This is a genomic window from Pseudomonas sp. SWRI81, assembly GCF_014268545.1.
In the GTDB taxonomy this organism is placed as follows: Bacteria; Pseudomonadota; Gammaproteobacteria; order Pseudomonadales; family Pseudomonadaceae; genus Aquipseudomonas; species Aquipseudomonas hamedanensis.
This window is the reverse complement of the sequence record NZ_JABWQS010000012.1, coordinates 126,030-143,980: the sequence shown is the minus strand read 5'-3', so window position 1 is coordinate 143,980 and position 17,951 is coordinate 126,030. Positions and strand designations below refer to the sequence as shown.

The window sequence follows — 17,951 nt, the reverse complement described above, 5'->3', positions numbered from 1 at the left end:
GGCTCGCTCCCACAGGGATTTGTGTACGCCGCAGATCCAATGTGGGAGCGAGCCTGCTCGCGATGAGGCCCTTGAAGCCCACTCAAATCCCACAAAGCTGACGCAACAGCCCGGTATCCAGATGCTTCTCCACCAGATCCGCCAAGCGCTCGATATCACGCTCGCGCAAGCCGTGGTAATCGACCTCTTGCACGTCACTCAACCCGGCCCAGCGCAACAACGCGGCACTGGCCTGGGGCGATTCGAACAAGCCATGCAAATAGGTGCCGAACACCTGACCGTCCGCACTTTGCGCACCGTCACAACGGCCGTCGTCCAGATGCACCGCCGCATTCTCCAGCGCCGGCCCGGTGGTTACGCCAGCATGAATTTCATAACCGCTGACTTCGGCGTTTTCCAGCGCCAGCCGTCCACGGACGTTGCGCAGTTGCTTCTCGGCTTCGAGCTGCGTCTCGAACGCCAGTAACCCCAGCCCGGTACTGGAGCCGGCAGCGCCTTCGAGCCCGAGGGGATCATGCACCTGCTCGCCGAGCATTTGCAGACCGCCGCAAATCCCCAGCACCTTGCCGCCGTAGCGCAGGTGCCGGCTGATCGCCGTGTCCCAGCCATTGGCGCGCAGATAGGCGAGATCGCTGCGCACGCTTTTCGAGCCCGGCAGAATGATCAGGTCGGCAGCCGGAATCGCCTGCCCCGGCCCGATAAATTGCAAATCGACCTGCGGGTGCAGGCGCAGCGGGTCGAAGTCGGTGTGGTTGCTGATGCGCGGCAGCACCGGTACCACCACTTTCAACACCTGCTCGGCCTTGTCGGTCTGCCGCTGATCGATACCGTCCTCGGCCTCCAGATGCAGGTCCATGACGTATGGCAGCACGCCGACCACCGGTTTGCCAGTGCGCTGTTCGAGCCAGTCGAGGCCCGGTTGCAGCAAGGCGATGTCGCCGCGAAAACGGTTGATGATGAAACCCTTGACCCGCGCCTGTTCACTCGGCGACAGCAACTCCAGGGTGCCGACCAGATGCGCGAAGACGCCACCGCGATTGATGTCGGCAATCAACAACACCGGGCAATCCACCGCTTCGGCAAACCCCATGTTGGCGATGTCGCCGGCGCGCAGATTGATCTCGGCCGGCGAGCCTGCGCCTTCGACCATCACCAGCGGATACGCCGCACTCAGTCGCTCGTGGGAGGCGAGCACCGCTTGCATCGCGATGGCTTTGTAGTCGTGATAGGCGACAGCGTTCATCGTGGTCACAGCGCGGCCATGAATAATCACTTGCGCGCCCGTGTCGCTGTTGGGCTTGAGCAACACCGGGTTCATGTCGGTGTGCGGTTGCAGATTCGCCGCTTGTGCCTGCACCGCTTGCGCGCGGCCGATCTCGCCGCCGTCAGCGGTCACGGCGCTGTTGAGCGCCATGTTCTGCGGTTTGAACGGCACCACCGCCACGCCCTGGCGGGTCGCCCAGCGGCACAACGCGGTCACCAGCGTGCTTTTGCCAGCGTCGGAAGTGGTGCCTTGCACCATCAAAGTGGTCATGGGTGGTCCTTGGCGAAGGCGATTAACGCCTGTTCGAGACGTAACTCTTCAGCCGCATCGGCAGGCAGGCCGAAACGCACACTGCTGTTGTGCGTAAACAGGCGCAGGAGGATGCCGCGACGGGCCATGAATTCGTACAGCGTCTGGGCGTGTTCGGTGATCAACCACTGAAACAGCGCGCAGCCGCCCTGCGGCTCAAAGCCATAACGCGTCAGCAATGCCGCCAGCCGTTCGCTGGCCTCATCGCTGCGTATCCGTTGGCGAGTGTGGCCCTCGGTGTCTTGCAGACAAGCCGTACCGAGCACTCGCGTCGGGCCGCTCACCGCCCACGGTCCTACTTGCTCGGCGAGCAGTTTAAGCAACTTGCGCTCGGCCAGGACAAAGCCGAGTCGCACCCCGGCCAGGCCGAAAAACTTGCCGAACGAACGCAACACCACCAGCCCGACCTGATGCGCATACGGCGCCAGGCTCAGTTGCGGGGTGTTGTCCATAAACGCTTCATCAACCACCAGCCAGCCACCGCGTTGCGCCAGCCGTGCATGCCAGTCGAGCAGGCGCGCCGGGGTCAGGCTCCGGCCGGTCGGGTTGTTCGGGTTGACCACCACTAACACGTCGAGGCTGTCGAGAAAGAATTCGACTTCCTGCTCCAGCACTTCACGGACGATGTAACCGCTGCGGCGCCAGGCCTCGGCATGCTCGGCATAGCACGGCGACAACACGCCAACCTTGCCGGCCCGGCGCAGCCGCGGCAGCAACTGGATGGCCATTTGCGAACCGGCCACCGGCAACACCTGCGCAGCGCCGTAGTAATCGCACGCAGCCTGCTCCAGACCGTCATCGGTTTCCGGCAAGCGTGCCCAGGCGCGCAGCGGGATCTCCGGGATCGGGAACGGCCATGGCGCCAGGCCGCTGGACAGGTCGAGCCAGTCGGCTTCGGCAATCGCGTAATCGAGTGCCGCCTTGCGCAGCCGGCCACCGTGCTCAAGCATAGAATTCAGCCCCCACGCAGAGAATCAGCAACCATAACCATACCCCGCGCTGGACCAATTGCCAGCCACGCTCGATCGAATCGGCATCCGCCGCCTGCCCCTCGCCGAGCTGAGGACGCTCATGCAGTTCGCCGTGATAGATCGCCGGGCCACCCAGTTCGACGCCCAGTGCCCCGGCACCCGAGGCCATCACCGGCCCGGCGTTGGGGCTGTCCCACTGCGGTGCCTGGGTGCGCCAGCACTTCAAGGCCAGTCGGGTCTTGCCCAGTAGCGCGTAGGTAAACGCCACCAGACGCGCAGGAATGTAGTTCAGCACGTCGTCGATTTTCGCCGCCGCCCAGCCGAACCGTTCGAAGCGTTCGTTGCGATAACCCCACATCGCGTCGAGGGTATTGCTCAAGCGATAGAGGACCACGCCCGGCGCACCGGCAACGGCAAACCAGAACAGCGCGGCAAACACCGCATCGCTGCCGTTTTCCAGCACCGATTCGGTGGCGGCGCGGGCCACAGCATTGCTGTCGAGTTCATCGGTCTGACGGCTGACCAGATAACCGACCCGCTTGCGCGCCTCGCCGAGATCATCGGCACGCAAGGCAGCTGCGACCGGCGCGACATGCTCGCCAAGGCTGCGCATGCCGAGGGCGCAATACAGCGCCACAATCTCGACGATCCAGCCGATATAGGGCGCCCAGGAAAATGCGGTGGCGAGCAAGGTCAGCGGCAGCACCGCGATCACCCATGCGGTGACGCCATGGCTGCGCCAGCCACGGCCGCCGGCGTTGAAACGCTGCTCGATGCGCCCGGCAAAATTGCCGAACGCGACCAGCGGATGCCAGCGTTTCGGTTCGCCGAGCAGCGCATCCAGCGCCACCGCGGCGACACTCAACAACGCCACACTCATGGCCTCACTCCCCAATAATTTTCATACAGCAACTCATTGAGCGGCCGCGCCTGCGCCCACCCTTCGAGGACCAGCATCGGCGCCGGATAGAATTCCTTGACTGGGCCCAGACACAACACCGCCAGCGGCTTGGCGCCCGCCGGCAGCTTGAGCAAATCGGCCAGCGCCTGCGGCTCGAACAGCGAGACCCAGCCCATGCCCAGGCCTTCGGCACGGGAAGCCAGCCAGAGATTCTGGATCGCGCAGGACAGCGACGCCATGTCCATTTCCGGCAGCGTGCGCCGGCCGAAAATATGTTTTTCGCGATCGTCCATCAGCGCCGCGACGAGCACTTCGGCGCAGTCGTTGATGCCTTCGACCTTGAGCTTCATGAAATCGTCGCTGCGCTCGCCGAGGGCTTCGGCTGTGCGGATGCGCTCTTCTTCGACCAGGTTGCGGATTTGCCCGCGCAGGGCGCGATCGCTGATGCGGATGAAACGCCATGGCTGCATCAGGCCGACGCTCGGCGCCTGATGTGCGGCTTCAAGCAGACGACTCAGTAGCTCGGGCGCAACGGTGCCGCCGGTGAAATGGCGCATGTCGCGGCGTTCGGCGATGGCTTTGTAAACCGCTGCGCGTTCGGCTTCGGAGAAGGTGTGGTCGGTCATGGCCCTTTCGCGAGCAGGCTCGCTCCCACAGGGTTTGGGTGTTCCATTGTAGGCGTGAGCCTGCTCGCGATAGCGGTTTCAAGGTTTGGTGCAAACAGCGCAGCGACAGCCGCAGGATTCGACGGAAAATAAAAATGCACATAAGAAGCCGTCATCCGCCCTTCCCGGTATACCGCCTCCGCCCCACGCCCGCCATTCGGACTCAAGCCCCGGGCAATCGGCGTCAACTCTGTTGTGGTCAGCGAATGGTGATAGGTATGCCCGCGCAACGAACCTTCCGGCAGATCGACCGCTTGCAGCGCCAACGCCGCCAGACGCTTCTGCATCACCGCATCGCCCTTAAGCAACCCGACCAGTTCCGCGCGGGTGCCGTCGACATCGGTCAAGGAGTCGAGCAGGTACAACATCCCGCCACACTCGGCGAGCAATGGTTTACCCGCCAAATGATGCGCGCGGATCGCTTCAAGCATCGGCGTGTTTTTCGACAGCGCAACATGATGCAACTCCGGATAACCGCCCGGCAGATAAAGGCTGTCCGCCTCGGGTAATTGGCTGTCGCGGATCGGCGAGAAGAAGCGCAGCTCGGCGCCCATCGCACGCAGCAGATCGAGACTGGCGCCGTAGGTGAAGGCAAACGCTTCGTCACGGGCGACGGCAATACGTACGCCATCGAGCAACGGCTCGGCAGTCAACACATCCGGCGCGGCGAATTCGACGGCCGGCGGCAGCGCGACCTCACAACTGCTGGCCAGCGCATCGGCCGCCGCGTCGAGGCGCAGATCCAGATCATTCAATTCACTGGCCTGGACCAGACCGAGGTGCCGGCTCGGCAGTTCGATGCCCGTCTCGCGGGACAACGCGCCGTACCAGCGCAGGCCTTCAGTCAGGCTGCCTTCGAGCAATTGCGCATGGCGCAAGGTGCCGACACGGTTGGCCAGCACGCCGGCAAACGGCAGGTCTGGCTGATAGCGCGCCAGACCCAGCGCCAGTGCGCCAAAGGTCTGCGCCATTGCCGTGCCGTCGATCACCGCGAGCACCGGCACGCCAAAGTGCCGCGCCAGATCAGCGCTGGACGGCGTACCGTCGAACAGCCCCATCACGCCTTCGATCAGAATCAGATCCGCCTCGGCTGCCGCTTCCCACAACAGGCGACGGCTTTCCTGCTCGCCGACCATCCACATGTCCAGTTGATACACCGGCGCACCGCTGGCGCGCTCGAGAATCATCGGGTCGAGAAAGTCCGGGCCGCATTTGAATACGCGTACCTTGCGCCCTTGATTGCGATGCAAACGGGCGAGCGCGGCGGTGACGGTGGTCTTGCCCTGACCGGAGGCCGGCGCGGCGATCAGCACCGCCGGGCAGTGACGGGGCTGATTCAAAGTTCGACGCCTTTCTGCGCTTTGATGCCGGCCTGGAAAGCGTGTTTGAGCATGCCCATCTCAGTGACCGTGTCGCCCATTTCGATCATTTCCGGCTTGGCGCCGCGACCAGTGACGACGACGTGCTGCATCGGCGGTCGCGCCTGGAGGTCGCTGAGCACCTGATCGAGATCGAGGTAGCCGTGCTTGAGGGCAATGTTCAGTTCATCGAGCACCACCAGACCGATCGACGGGTCGCGCAGCAGTTCACGCGAAACTTCCCAGGCGGCAGTGGCGGCGGCGATATCGCGCTGGCGATCCTGGGTCTCCCAGGTGAAGCCTTCGCCCATGACGTGGAAACGCACCTGCTCGGGGAAGCGGCGGAAGAACAACTCTTCGCCGGTGCTGTTGCGCCCCTTGATGAACTGCACCACGCCGCACTGCATGCCGTGCCCCATGGCGCGCGCGAGCATGCCGAAGGCCGAGCTGCTTTTGCCTTTGCCATTGCCGGTGAGCACCAGCACCAGTCCGCACTCGTCGGGCGAATTGGCGATGCGTTCGTCGATCACGGCTTTTTTGCGCTGCATGCGCGCCAGATGGCGCTCGTCACGCTCGGGGGAATCAGTCATGGGGGAGCTCTCCGTTGAGGCTGGATAACGGCGGGCAGGCACAGGAATAGACGGCAAAAAGCCTGGCATCGCCCACCGTGATGCCGCTGGATGGATCAGGCCGGTCTCCGGGCTCATGAGCGGCGTACGCCTGACTGCGCGCCTTCCCGCTTCTTTCGAGGCAGTGGCTCAAGGCGCAGTTTTCACTCATTTACCGTTGCGGGGGCAGCGCCGGGATCGTGATGCGCTTCGCTTGAAGACACCCTCACCGGCTTCCCTGTTTCACTCTGTCGACGCACGTCACAGAGCACCTGAAACAAGCGGCGAAGGTTAGAGGGTTGGGGGTGGAGCGTCAATTAAAGAGGCGTCCGGATGATGAATAACTGCCGCCAATCAATTATCGGCTGGCAATCTTGTGCCAGACTGTGACAAGTGATATCAAAGAGCCATGCTTTTTTCGAAAAAGCCCACTACAACAATAAGGATGACGACGATGCAAGGCATGATTATCAGCAACCCGCGCCTGGAATTTCTGCGCCCGGTGCTGGAACGCTGGTTTGACTGTATCGATCGCTACAACACCGTACGCGGCGACAACGACACGCCGTACTGGCACGACGAAAAAGCCAATCTCGGACTGCTCTCGGCAGCGGCGTGGATGGCCGAGATGGTCACGCTGAACGATACGGCCACGCGCAAACAGAACGAAGAAGGCGAGCGCAACGCCCGCGCCGATCTGCTCATTGCCGGCGCCGAAGACCGCGCGTTCATTCAGGCTACGCAACGCTGGCCGAAAGTCAGCAACCTCAACCTGACCCAGGCCCTGCTCGATATCACCTTCGATGCCAGGCGCATCAGCTATGCCAGCGACCTCAAGCTCGGCTGCCTGTTCGTGGCACCGCAAAAAGCCCAGCACAGCGCCAGCCCCGAAGAGTTGCAGGACATGGTCGACGACCTGCAAAAGGAGCATACCTGCGCCGTCGCCTGGTATTTCCCTTACGCCTACCGCAAGTTGCACAGCGAAGCCGGCAACTATCACCCCGGCATCGCCGTCCTGTTCAAGGAAGCCCGCGGTTGAGCGGTTGAACCATCGGGCCTGCGCCCTCCTCTATGTTTAGGAATGCATTCATAGGGAAGATCAGCAATGCGCAAGCCCCAACTCGTTTTCGTCATCGCCCTGGCCGGTGGACTCGCCGCCTGCGGTGAAACCTCCAGCCTGCAAGTCTCCGACGGCACCGGGCCGACACCGAAACTGCCAGAACCGAACAAGACCCTGATCCCGACGGTGAATATCGCCCCGGCCGTCGGCTGGCCCGAGGGTGGCAAACCGACGGCGGCGGCAGGCACACAGGTGGCGGCGTTTGCCGAGGGTCTCGACCACCCGCGCTGGCTCTACGTGCTGCCAAACGGCGATGTGCTGGTGGCGGAAACCAACGCGCCGCCCAAGCCTGACGACAGCAAAGGCATTCGCGGCTGGGTGATGAAAAAAGTCATGGGCAAGGCCGGCGCTGGCGTACCGAGCCCGAACCGCATCACCCTGCTGCGCGACGCTGACCACGATGGTGTGGCGGAAACCCGCACGGTGTTTTTGCAGAATCTTAATTCGCCGTTCGGTATGACGCTGGTCGGCAACGATTTGTACGTAGCCGACACTGATCGCCTGCTGCGCTTCAACTACGAGCCTGGCACCACCGAGATCAAGACGCCGCCAATCAAGGTCGTCGACCTGCCGGGCGGCACGCTGAATCACCACTGGACCAAGAACGTCATCGCCAGCAAGGACGGTAGCAAGCTCTACGTCACGGTTGGCTCGAACAGTAACGTCGGCGAAAACGGCCTGGATCAGGAAGAAGGCCGCGCCGCTATCTGGGAAGTGGACCGGGCAACCGGCAACCACCGCATCTTCGCCTCAGGCATTCGCAACCCCAACGGCCTCGCGTGGGAACCCACCAGCGGCGCACTGTGGACGGCGGTCAACGAACGCGACGAGATCGGCAGCGATCTGGTGCCGGATTACATCACCTCGGTCAAGGATGGCGGTTTCTACGGCTGGCCGTTCAGCTACTACGGCCAACACGTCGATGTGCGGGTCAAACCGCAGAACCTCGATCTGGTCGCCAAAGCCATCGTGCCGGATTATGCCGTTGGCCCGCACACCGCCTCGCTCGGTTTGACCTTCACCGAGGGCAACGCGCTGCCGGCGCAGTTCAAGGAAGGCGCCTTCATCGGCCAGCACGGCTCATGGAACCGCAAGCCGCACAGTGGCTATAAAGTGATTTTCGTACCATTTACCGGTGGCAAGCCGAGCGGGCAACCGGTGGATGTGCTGACCGGTTTCCTCGACAAGGACGAAAACGCGCTGGGCCGCCCGGTGGGCGTGGTGATCGACCAGCAAGGTGGCTTGCTGGTGGCGGATGACGTGGGGAACAAGGTGTGGCGCGTGTCTTCTGCCAAATAACCTGACGCCTTGCACATAACAACTGTAGGAGTGAGCCTGCTCGCGATAGCGGCGTCCAGTCGACATCTACGTCACAGGTACACCGCAATCGCGAGCAGGCTCACTCCTACATTGGATTTTGTCAGATCAGGTTTACGGGTTATGCGCCAACTGCCCCGGCTGCAAAACCCGCTTGGCGCTCAGATAAGCCTTCTGCCAGTAGGCCTTCGACAGGCTGTCGAGCTTCACCGTGCCGCCCGTGGCCGGTGCATGGACGAAGCGCCCTTCGCCGACATAGATCCCCGCATGACTGACCTGCGAACCGCCATTGGTGGCGAAGAAAATCAGGTCGCCAGTCTGCAAGCCTTCCTTGCCGACATTCGGTGCCCGCATGACAATCATTTCGCGGGTCGAGCGTGGCAGCGAAATCCCGGCCGCGTCGCGGTAAACGAAACCGATCAGACCGCTGCAATCGAAACCGGAATCCGGCGTGTTGCCGCCCCAGCGATACGGCGTGCCGACCAGACCGAGGGCGCGAAACAGCACATCTTCGGCAGCAGGCGAAAAGGCTTGGGAGGGGCCGAACACGACCGGGACGCGAACCACCGGCGCAGGAGGCGGCGTACGACTGGCGCAGGCGCTGAGCAGCGCGGCACAAAGAATCAAGGTGAGGCGGGCCGACATCGTCATAAGCAGAACATCCTGATCTGGCTGCGGCTTTTCTGCCGACGGACAGAAAACAAAACCGCCTGCGTCAGCACGCAGGCGGTTTGCCATCAATATGATCAAGATTCTAGCGGCTACGCGGCAAACTTCAAGTAAGACTTTAACTTCACCTTGTAAAGTTTGTGTCTACTTCGTTGCCGGAAGCGTGATCGTCGCCGCGAACGCAGCGACCTCGGCCGATTACTTGCGAGCAGTGACCACGGTCGGTGCCATGGCGAGTGCACGCTTGGCTTCGATGAAGGTCTTGCTCCAGTAGCTGTCACCCAGGCTGTCGATGCGAACACCGCCGCTGCGACGACTGCTGGAGTGAATGAACTGGTTGTCGCCCAGGTAGATCCCGGCGTGACTGACACGACCGCGACGACCATTGGTGGCGAAGAACAGCAGATCGCCCGGCTCAAGGTTGCTGCGCGACACGAGTGGCGCATCGACGTTGATCATTTCGCGAGTCGAGCGTGGCAGGTTCATGCCGGCTTCTTCACGGAACAGATAACCGATGAAACCGCTGCAATCGAAACCGGCTTCAGAAGTGCCGCCGAAACGGTAACGAGTACCGATCAGGGACATGCCGCGTTCGAGGATGCTGTCGGCCAGAACAGGAAGCTGATAAGGCTTGCTGCCGTTGAATGCATTGAGTTCTTTTTCGGTGTCCAGCTCTTCCTGGTAAATAACGGAGGACTGGGCAGTAGCAGAATTTTTAACCTGTTGAGGCTGCTCTTGAACCGGAGAATGAGCAGCGCAACCGAACAACAGGGTGACGAGTGCGAGAGGCACGAGGGGTGCGAAGCGCTTTAGCATGGGCACGACCGTGGCTGATAGTTGTAAAGAAGCCGAGACTATGCCCGCTATCAGCCTCATTTGCAAATTCAATCGATCTTTTTGTGACTTCCCGGTTTCTCGTTTACATCTAAGCGCTTAAGCCCGTTTGGGCCGTTTGGCAGCCTTCACAGCAGGCGTGACTGCGGATTTTCTGGCGCCTGGAATATGCCGGATCGCGCTGAAAGCCGCGCCGTTACCAGCCCAGCGTTTCCTTGAGAAAGGGAATGGTCAGTTTGCGTTGCGCCTGCAACGAGGCCTGATCGAGCTGTTCGAGCAGCTCAAACAACGCACTCATGCTGCGAGTGCCGCGGGTCAGAATGAAATGCCCGACCTCGTCGGTCAGGTGCAGACCACGCCGCGAAGCCCGCAATTGCAGCGCACGCAGTTTGTCTTCATCGGAGAGCGGACGCATCTGGAAGATCAGCGCCAGGGTCAGGCGCGATTTCAAGTCCGCGAGCTTGACCGGCAATTCGCGCGGCGACGTGGCGGCGGCAATCAGCAGACGCCGACCGCTGTCACGCAGACGGTTGAACAGGTGAAACATCGCCTCTTCCCAGTCCGCCTTGCCGGCGATTACCTGCAAGTCATCCAGACAGACCAGTTCGTACTGTTCAAGGTTGTCGAGGATTTCGACGCCGCGATCCATCAACTCGGCCAGCGGCAGGTACACCGCCGGTTCGCCCATCTGCTCGAAACGCAGGCACGCCGCTTGCAACAGATGCGTACGCCCTACGCCGTGCTTGCCCCACAGGTAGATCAGACTTTCTGTCCAGCCGGCGTCGGCTTCGCATAGGCGCTCGACATAGCCGAGTGCAGCGGCATTGGCGCCTGGGTAGTAGTTGATGAAGGTGGCGTCGTCACGCAGACGCACACCTAGGGGCAGCTGAATCGGTTTCATGCTGACTGAACAGTTCCCAAGGAACCGTTAGTGGCCTCTGTGTAAAGTTTGCGAAGTTTATACCCGTGAAGCTGAGCGCACAATGCGACAGAGTCCAAGCAAAATCAAAGGTTTGCGTTAACACACTGGTTTCATGAAGATTCTCTGACGCCAGCGCCCGCAGGACGCGGGCCAGCCCGACGATTCGCCGGGCCGCCCTGCGCCCTTACAACTGCGGCTCGTCCACGCCGCTGTAAATGTCCGAGTCCTTGTACAAGTCGTGCACATGGCGCACCAGCACCATGATCACCGCCGCCACCGGCAGCGCCAGCAGCACACCGGTAAAGCCGAACAACTCACCGCCGGCCAGAATCGCAAAGATCACGGCAACCGGGTGCAGGCCGATGCGGTCGCCGACCAGCAACGGTGTCAGCACCATCCCTTCCAGCGCCTGGCCGACCATGAACACCGCGACAATCCCGATCATCGGGTACAGGTCGCCACCGAACTGGAACAACCCGGCAATCAGCGCCGCGCCAATTCCGATCACAAATCCCATGTACGGCACGATCGCCGCCAGCCCCGCGATGAGGCCGATCAACAGCCCCAGCTCAAGGCCGACGATCATCAGGCCGGCAGCATAGATCACCCCAAGCGCAACCATCACCAGCAACTGCCCGCGCACAAACGCGCCGAGGACTTCATGGCACTCACCGGCGAGCGAAACCACGCGCGCTTCGCGATCACGCGGCAACAGGCTGCGGATCTTGCCCATCATCACGTCCCAGTCGCGCAGCAGATAAAAACTCACTACCGGGATCAGCACCAGGTTCGCCAGCCAGCCGATCAGCGCCAGGCTCGACGCCGTCGCCTGACTCAGCACCACACCGACGATGTCAGTGGTCTGCCCCATGTGCTCGCTGATTGCCGCTTTGACCTTGTCGAACTTCCAGAAGCCGTCCGACAAGCCCAGCTTCGCCTGCGCCCACGGCACAGCGCTGTGCTGCAACCAGTCGAGCATTTGCGGCGCCAGCTCATAGAGGCGCAGCAACTGCTTGGCGAGCATCGGCACCAGCACCAGCATCAACGCCGTGACGATCAAGGTGAACAAGGCGAAGACCGAAATCACGCCCCAGGTCCGGGACAGACCGAGTCGCTCCAGGCGATCGACCAGCGGGTCGAACAGGTACGCGAGCAGCAACGCCACCAGAAACGGCGTGAGGATCGGGTGCAGCAACCATACAAACGCGCAAAGCAGGACTACCCCACCGAGCCAGAACCAACGCCGCGTATCGGCCATTTACCACTCCTGATGCTTCTATATAAGGAAAGACTTACCAGCGAAACCGCAAGGACGGCGCCGCCGCTGTCGGGGTTGGTGGCGTCACCGCGGGCGCACCCTCAACCGCAGGCTGCGCAGGTGCCACCGGAGCCGGCGCTTCGACAGGCAGCTCCTGCAACTTCGCCAGCGACAACTGCGCACGCATCTGCTCGGCACTGCCATTGACCCGATACACGATACGATCGCCATCGACACTTTGCAGACGCACGCCAAACGGTTCGAGTAACCGCAACAGCGCCGCGTAGCGTTCAAGATTCATCCCTTGCACCTCCAGCGTCTGCTGGCCCGATGCGCCGGGTCTGGCAACGAAGCGCGGCGCCAGCCGTTCGGCGACCGCCAGCATCACCGCATCGGCAACGGCGGCCTGATCGGCGCCCTGCACGCTGCCCGCCTCTTTCTGCTCGCCCAGCCACAACTGCCATTTGGCTTGCCACTGGCCGCCGTCCTCACGTGCATGCACCGCCAGCAAGGCGTCGGCGTTATAGCGCTCCGATGCGCTGCGCAAAGGCGCCGGATCCGCGCCGTCCAGTACAGGCGCCGTCGCCACCAGCTGTTCGCTCAGATCCGCCAGCGGCAAGCGCAACGGCAAACCGCGATGTTGAGCGGCCGTGCGCAACGGCGCGGCGGCTGCCTGACCGTCACCGACCAGGCTCGAACTGTCTGCCGAGTCATTCAGCCACCAGCTCAGAATCGACGGGCGACTGGCGCCCCACAGCGACAGCCCTGCCCGGCGCAGTGCCTGCTCGGTACTCGCCGGATCGAAATCGACCTTCAGCACCTCCGGCGGTCCGGCGTCAAAACCGTATTGACTGATGATCTGCTGCGGATCCTTGCGAATCGCCGCCAGACCCGGGTTCTGCGCAGCCTTCGGATCGCCGGTCAGACGCAACACCAGCGTATCGAGCGCCGCCTGCGTGGCGCGGTCGCGCTCTTGCGGCGCCTGGCCGTTGACCGGCTGACGCACTTGATAAAGGCCTTTGAGGTTTTCGGCGTGACCCGCCAGGCTGACCAGAGACAAGCAGCCTACAAGCAACAATTTACGCAAACGCATGGAGTATTCCCGTCGACAGGAGCGGCTGGAACAGGCCGCGTGAACCGATTGAGCAAGGCTTGTGACCTTCAGCCGTTGCAAAACATTCACACGGCGGCGGTAAGTTTTTGCACAGTGATAACGATAGACGGTTAATTGCCACACCTTATACAGGCAGTCACAGGGCTCAATTGCAAAAAATTTCCGTGGATTATGGCCCAGCCCGTCGGTGCGAGGATGGCCGCTGCCCCTCAAGCCTGATAAAATCGCGCGCCTTCGCAGACCGGCAACAGCCGTGCACCTCGAAACTCGCGTGAGGCCATCGCCCCATCGGTTTCGACGTTCGCGCTGAACTCGGTCGTTACCCCCTGAATCCCCTCCCCTAAAGGCCTGGATCATGAGCAAGCAACCCTCCCTGAGCTACAAGGACGCCGGTGTAGACATCGACGCCGGTGAAGCATTGGTCGAACGCATCAAGAGCGTCGCCAAGCGCACTGCGCGCCCGGAAGTCATGGGCGGCCTGGGCGGTTTCGGCGCCCTCTGCGAGATCCCGGCCGGCTACAAGCAGCCTGTGCTGGTGTCCGGCACCGACGGCGTCGGCACCAAGCTGCGTCTGGCACTGAACCTGAACAAGCACGACAGCATCGGCATCGACCTGGTCGCCATGTGCGTCAACGACCTGGTGGTCTGCGGTGCCGAACCGCTGTTCTTCCTTGATTACTACGCTACCGGCAAGCTGAACGTCGACACCGCCGCTCAGGTGGTCACCGGCATCGGCGCTGGCTGCGAACTGTCGGGTTGCTCGCTGGTTGGCGGTGAAACCGCTGAAATGCCAGGCATGTACGAAGGCGAAGACTACGACCTGGCCGGTTTCTGCGTCGGCGTGGTGGAAAAATCGGAAATCATCGACGGCTCGAAAGTCGCCACCGGTGACGCCCTGATCGCCCTGCCATCGTCCGGTCCGCACTCCAACGGCTACTCGCTGATCCGCAAGATCATCGAAGTGTCCGGCGCCGACATCGAAAACATCCAGCTCGACGGCAAGCCGCTGACCGATCTGCTGATGGCCCCGACCCGCATCTACGTCAAGCCGCTGCTCAAACTGATCAAAGACACCGGCGCAGTCAAGGCCATGGCCCACATCACTGGCGGCGGCCTGCTCGACAACATTCCGCGCGTTCTGCCAAAAGGCGCCCAGGCGGTTGTCGACGTCGCCAGCTGGACTCGCCCGGCGGTCTTCGACTGGCTGCAAGAGAAAGGCAACGTTGACGAAACCGAGATGCACCGCGTGCTGAACTGCGGCGTCGGCATGGTCATCTGCGTGGCGCAGGAACACGTTGAAGTGGCGCTGAGCACCCTGCGTGACGCCGGCGAACAGCCATGGGTCATCGGGCAGATCGCCGCAGCGGCCGAAGGCGCTGCCCAGGTCGATCTGAAGAACCTTAAGGCTCATTAATGTCCGCAACCTGTGATGTCGTGGTGCTGCTGTCCGGCACCGGCAGTAACTTGCAGGCTTTGATCGACAGCACGCGGACCGGCGACAGCCCGGTTCGCATCGCTGCGGTGATTTCCAACCGCGCCGACGCCTACGGCCTGCAACGTGCCCGCGATGCGGGCATCGCCACCCGCTCGCTGGATCACAAGACGTTCGAAGGTCGCGAGGCCTTCGATGCCGCGCTGATCGAACTGATCGACGAATTCCAACCGAAACTGGTGGTGCTGGCCGGCTTCATGCGCATTCTCAGCGCAGATTTCGTCCGCCACTATCAGGGACGCCTGCTCAACATTCACCCGTCGCTGCTGCCCAAATACAAAGGGTTACACACTCACCAACGGGCGCTGGAGGCCGGCGACACGGAACACGGCTGCTCCGTGCACTTCGTTACCGAGGAACTCGACGGCGGACCACTGGTCGTACAGGCAGTATTACCGGTAGAGTTGCACGACACGCCGCAGAGTCTGGCGCAGCGAGTGCATGTTCAGGAACACCTGATCTACCCGATGGCCGTACGCTGGTTTGCCGAAGGCAGGCTGGCACTCGGGGAGCACGGTGCTTTACTCGACGGTCAGTTACTCGCGGCCAGCGGCCACTTGATTCGACACTAGGAGATATTATGCGTCGCGCCCTGCTCTTCGCTTGCGCTCTGCTCGCCCTGCCCTTTGCGCAGGCAGCGGACCTTCAACCGTTCTCCGCCAGCTACACCGCCGACTGGAAACAGCTGCCCATGAGCGGCACTGCCGAACGCAGCCTGACCAAGGAAGCCAACGGCGTCTGGAAACTCAGCTTCAAGGCGTCGATGATGATCGCCAGCCTGACCGAAGAAAGCACCCTGACCCTGGACAAGGACACCTTGCTGCCACAGTCCTACCACTTCGAACGCGGTGGTCTGGGCAAAGCGAAAAAGGCCGACCTGGATTTCGACTGGGCCAACAAACTGGTCACCGGCACCGACCGTGGCGACCCGGTGAAGATCCCGCTGAACCGTGGCATGGTCGACAAGTCCACCTATCAACTGGCGCTGCAACATGACGTGGCGGCCGGCAAGAAGACCATGAGTTATCAGGTGGTCGACGACGGCGAAGTCGATACGTATGACTTCCGCGTGCTGGGTTCGGAAAAAGTCGAAACCAAGGCCGGTCAGATCGAAGCGATCAAGGTCGAGCGCGTGCGCGACCCGACGCAAAGCAAGCGCATCACCGTCCTGTGGTTCGCCAAGGACTGGGATTACCTGCTGGTGCGCCTGCAACAGGTTGAAACCGACGGCAAGGAGTACAACATCATGCTCCTCGACGGTACGGTCAACGGCAAGGCTGTCAAAGGCAGCTGATCCGAAGCAAGAACAAAGAGCCCCGCGAATGCGGGGCTTTTTTTCGCCTGGAAATCCAACTGGAGCCGGACGCAACCTTGTAGGAGTGAGCCTGCTCGCGATAGCGGACCGTCAGACAGCACATCATCAAATGTCAGAAGGCAATCGCGAGCAGGCTCACTCCTACAAAGGGCAGCGCTGCTTAGACCGAAAACCTCGCCACCAGCGCATTCAAATCCACCGCCAGCCGTGACAACTCCTGACTCGCTGCACTGGTCTGATTGGCCCCCGCCGACGTCTGCGTCGCCAGATCACGAATATTCATCAGGTTGCGATCCACTTCCCGCGCCACCGCTGCCTGTTCTTCCGAGGCGCTGGCAATCACCAGGTTGCGCTCGTTGATCAGCGTAAACGCCGAGGCGATTTCCTCCAGCGCAGCTCCGGCCTCCTGGGCCAGGGCCAGTGTCGAACGGGCCCGGGCATTGCTCTGCTGCATCGAGCTGACCGCCGAATCGGTGCCCTGTTGAATGCCGCCAATCATCTGCTCGATTTCCTGCGTGGACTGTTGGGTACGATGGGCCAGCGCGCGCACCTCATCGGCCACCACCGCAAACCCGCGCCCGGCATCACCGGCCCGCGCCGCCTCGATCGCCGCGTTCAGGGCCAACAGGTTGGTCTGCTCGGCAATCGAGCGGATGACATCCAGCACCTTGCTGATGCCATGAACCTTTTGCGCCAGATCCTCCACCCGGGCCGCGTTATGGGTCACGTCCTCGGCAAGGAATTCGATCGACGACACGGTCTGCTGCACTTGCTCGCGGCCATGCTGGGCGATGCGATCAGACTCGCGGGAGGCTTCGGAGGTGGCCACAGCGTTGTTCGCCACCTCCTCGACCGCCGCCGTCATCTGGTTGACCGCAGTAGCCGCCTGTTCGATTTCCTGACTCTGCTGGTGCAGACCGCGCGTGGCGTCTTCGGTGACGCAGCTCAGCTCTTCAGAGGCCGAGGCCAATTGGCTGGACGACTCGGAGATGCGGCGGAGGGTGTCGCGCAGATTGTGCTGCATGCTTTTCAGTGCTTGCAGCAAGCGCGCTGGCTCGTCTTTGCCGGCGATGTGGATATCGCCGGTCAAATCACCGCCCGCGACGACCTCAGCCACGTTGAGTGACTGGGTCAAGGGCACGACGATGCTGCGCGTCAGCAACAATGCCAGGCCGATGGTGACTAACGCCGTCATCGCGATCATCACCCCGACCCAGACCCTTGAATGACTGAACACCAAGCGTGCCGCCTCGGTGGCAAGGTTGGCATTGTGTTTATTCAGGTCAACCAGCTCGCGCAGGGTGACGGCGATTTCGTCGGCCAGCGGGCTCATCTGATCATTGAGAATCGCTGACGCTTCGGCGACCCGATTCTGCGCCGAGAGCTGTACTACCTGGGCCTGAAGCTCAAGGTACTTGTGCTCGGCGACCTTGAAGCGGTCAAACAGCACGCGCTCCTCAGGCAGTGCGATCAACCCGTCATAGTGCTGCTGCGCCTCACTCAAGCCATTGCGCAGCTCATTGAGCTTGGCGACGTTTTGCTCCAATGCCTTGGGATCACGGTTGAGCAGCAGGCGCATGGTCAAGGCGCGCAGACGCAACATGTCCTGACTCATCTCTCCGACCGCCATGACGCTGGGCAGCCAGTTATTGTCGACCTCGTCGGACTGCGCACGCATGTTCGACATTTGCAGCAGCGCAAATGCCCCGAGGGCAAACACCATCAATGCCAACAGGCCAAAACCCAGGCCGGCGCGCGGGGCGATATTGAGACTACGGATATTCATCGTTGTGGCTCCTTCCAAAGACGCTGCATCAGCCTGCAGCGGGTTGCT

17 protein-coding genes and 1 riboswitch are annotated in these 17,951 nt (G+C 62.0%); of the genes, 5 read left to right on the top strand and 12 right to left on the bottom strand.

Annotated elements, in window-relative coordinates:
• Positions 1-82 precede the first annotated feature (82 nt).
• The 6 genes from HU765_RS10870 to cobO are packed head-to-tail and all read right to left on the bottom strand — an operon-like array spanning position 83 to position 6,058.
• On the bottom strand, positions 83-1,534 hold the full coding sequence (locus HU765_RS10870; RefSeq protein WP_186620355.1) for a cobyric acid synthase: 1,452 nt from the start codon (positions 1,532-1,534) through the stop codon (positions 83-85).
• A complete protein-coding gene (cobD, locus tag HU765_RS10865; protein ID WP_186620354.1) occupies positions 1,531-2,523 on the bottom strand; it encodes a threonine-phosphate decarboxylase CobD in 993 nt (330 codons plus the stop codon). Before cobD ends, HU765_RS10870 begins: the two co-directional genes overlap by 4 nt.
• Positions 2,516-3,424 (bottom strand): adenosylcobinamide-phosphate synthase CbiB, encoded by a 909-nt coding sequence (gene cbiB, locus HU765_RS10860; RefSeq protein ID WP_186620351.1) that lies wholly within the window; start codon positions 3,422-3,424, stop codon positions 2,516-2,518. Before cbiB ends, cobD begins: the two co-directional genes overlap by 8 nt.
• Positions 3,421-4,071 carry a 5,6-dimethylbenzimidazole synthase gene (bluB, locus tag HU765_RS10855; protein ID WP_186620350.1) on the bottom strand — a complete coding sequence of 217 codons (651 nt, stop codon included), beginning with the start codon at positions 4,069-4,071 and terminating at the stop codon, positions 3,421-3,423. Before bluB ends, cbiB begins: the two co-directional genes overlap by 4 nt.
• A complete protein-coding gene (locus tag HU765_RS10850; protein ID WP_186620342.1) occupies positions 4,068-5,450 on the bottom strand; it encodes a cobyrinate a,c-diamide synthase in 1,383 nt (460 codons plus the stop codon). The genes bluB and HU765_RS10850 overlap by 4 nt, the downstream gene beginning before the upstream one ends.
• Complete coding sequence (cobO, locus tag HU765_RS10845; protein WP_016773703.1) at positions 5,447-6,058, bottom strand: cob(I)yrinic acid a,c-diamide adenosyltransferase; 612 nt, start codon at positions 6,056-6,058, stop codon at positions 5,447-5,449. Before cobO ends, HU765_RS10850 begins: the two co-directional genes overlap by 4 nt.
• An 80-nt stretch (positions 6,059-6,138) precedes the next feature.
• A riboswitch (cobalamin riboswitch) is annotated at positions 6,139-6,367 on the bottom strand.
• Between the two features lie 163 nt (positions 6,368-6,530).
• Here cobO and HU765_RS10840 point away from each other — a divergent pair.
• Both HU765_RS10840 and HU765_RS10835 read left to right on the top strand, forming a co-directional pair.
• Positions 6,531-7,115, top strand: coding sequence for a hypothetical protein (locus HU765_RS10840; RefSeq protein ID WP_186551024.1), 585 nt, complete (start codon positions 6,531-6,533; stop codon positions 7,113-7,115).
• Positions 7,116-7,181: 66 nt separating this feature from the next.
• The gene (locus HU765_RS10835; RefSeq protein ID WP_186620340.1) at positions 7,182-8,495 is read left to right on the top strand and encodes a sorbosone dehydrogenase family protein; all 1,314 of its coding nucleotides are present in this window, start codon (positions 7,182-7,184) and stop codon (positions 8,493-8,495) included.
• 132 nt (positions 8,496-8,627) lie between these two features.
• Here HU765_RS10835 and HU765_RS10830 read toward each other — a convergent pair whose 3' ends face one another.
• The 5 genes from HU765_RS10830 to HU765_RS10810 all read right to left on the bottom strand — a co-directional run bounded on the left by HU765_RS10830 (position 8,628) and on the right by HU765_RS10810 (position 13,289).
• Positions 8,628-9,164, bottom strand: coding sequence for a C40 family peptidase (locus HU765_RS10830; RefSeq protein ID WP_186620339.1), 537 nt, complete (start codon positions 9,162-9,164; stop codon positions 8,628-8,630).
• A gap of 216 nt (positions 9,165-9,380) precedes the next feature.
• Positions 9,381-9,998, bottom strand: a complete 618-nt coding sequence (locus HU765_RS10825; protein WP_186551027.1) for an NlpC/P60 family protein — start codon at positions 9,996-9,998, stop codon at positions 9,381-9,383.
• Positions 9,999-10,212: 214 nt separating this feature from the next.
• Positions 10,213-10,917: a DnaA regulatory inactivator Hda gene (hda, locus tag HU765_RS10820; RefSeq protein ID WP_186551028.1), complete on the bottom strand. Its 705-nt coding sequence runs from the start codon at positions 10,915-10,917 to the stop codon at positions 10,213-10,215.
• A 205-nt stretch (positions 10,918-11,122) separates the two neighbouring features.
• Complete coding sequence (locus HU765_RS10815; RefSeq protein ID WP_186620338.1) at positions 11,123-12,196, bottom strand: AI-2E family transporter; 1,074 nt, start codon at positions 12,194-12,196, stop codon at positions 11,123-11,125.
• A gap of 34 nt (positions 12,197-12,230) precedes the next feature.
• Entirely contained in the window at positions 12,231-13,289 is a 1,059-nt protein-coding gene (locus HU765_RS10810; protein ID WP_186620337.1) for a DUF2066 domain-containing protein, read from the bottom strand.
• 376 nt (positions 13,290-13,665) lie between these two features.
• On the opposite strand from HU765_RS10810, the gene purM reads away from it, so the two are divergent.
• Genes purM through HU765_RS10795 form a run of 3 tightly spaced genes read left to right on the top strand, consistent with a single transcriptional unit; the run spans position 13,666 to position 16,096 of the window.
• The gene (gene purM / locus HU765_RS10805; RefSeq protein ID WP_186620336.1) at positions 13,666-14,724 is read left to right on the top strand and encodes a phosphoribosylformylglycinamidine cyclo-ligase; all 1,059 of its coding nucleotides are present in this window, start codon (positions 13,666-13,668) and stop codon (positions 14,722-14,724) included.
• Positions 14,724-15,374 (top strand): phosphoribosylglycinamide formyltransferase, encoded by a 651-nt coding sequence (purN, locus tag HU765_RS10800; RefSeq protein WP_186551032.1) that lies wholly within the window; start codon positions 14,724-14,726, stop codon positions 15,372-15,374. The genes purM and purN overlap by 1 nt, the downstream gene beginning before the upstream one ends.
• A gap of 8 nt (positions 15,375-15,382) precedes the next feature.
• The gene (locus tag HU765_RS10795; RefSeq protein WP_186551033.1) at positions 15,383-16,096 is read left to right on the top strand and encodes a DUF3108 domain-containing protein; all 714 of its coding nucleotides are present in this window, start codon (positions 15,383-15,385) and stop codon (positions 16,094-16,096) included.
• Between the two features lie 181 nt (positions 16,097-16,277).
• On the opposite strand, the gene HU765_RS10790 is transcribed toward HU765_RS10795, so the two are convergent.
• A complete protein-coding gene (locus tag HU765_RS10790) occupies positions 16,278-17,903 on the bottom strand; it encodes a methyl-accepting chemotaxis protein (protein ID WP_186620330.1) in 1,626 nt (541 codons plus the stop codon).
• Between the last annotated feature and the right edge of the window lie 48 nt (positions 17,904-17,951).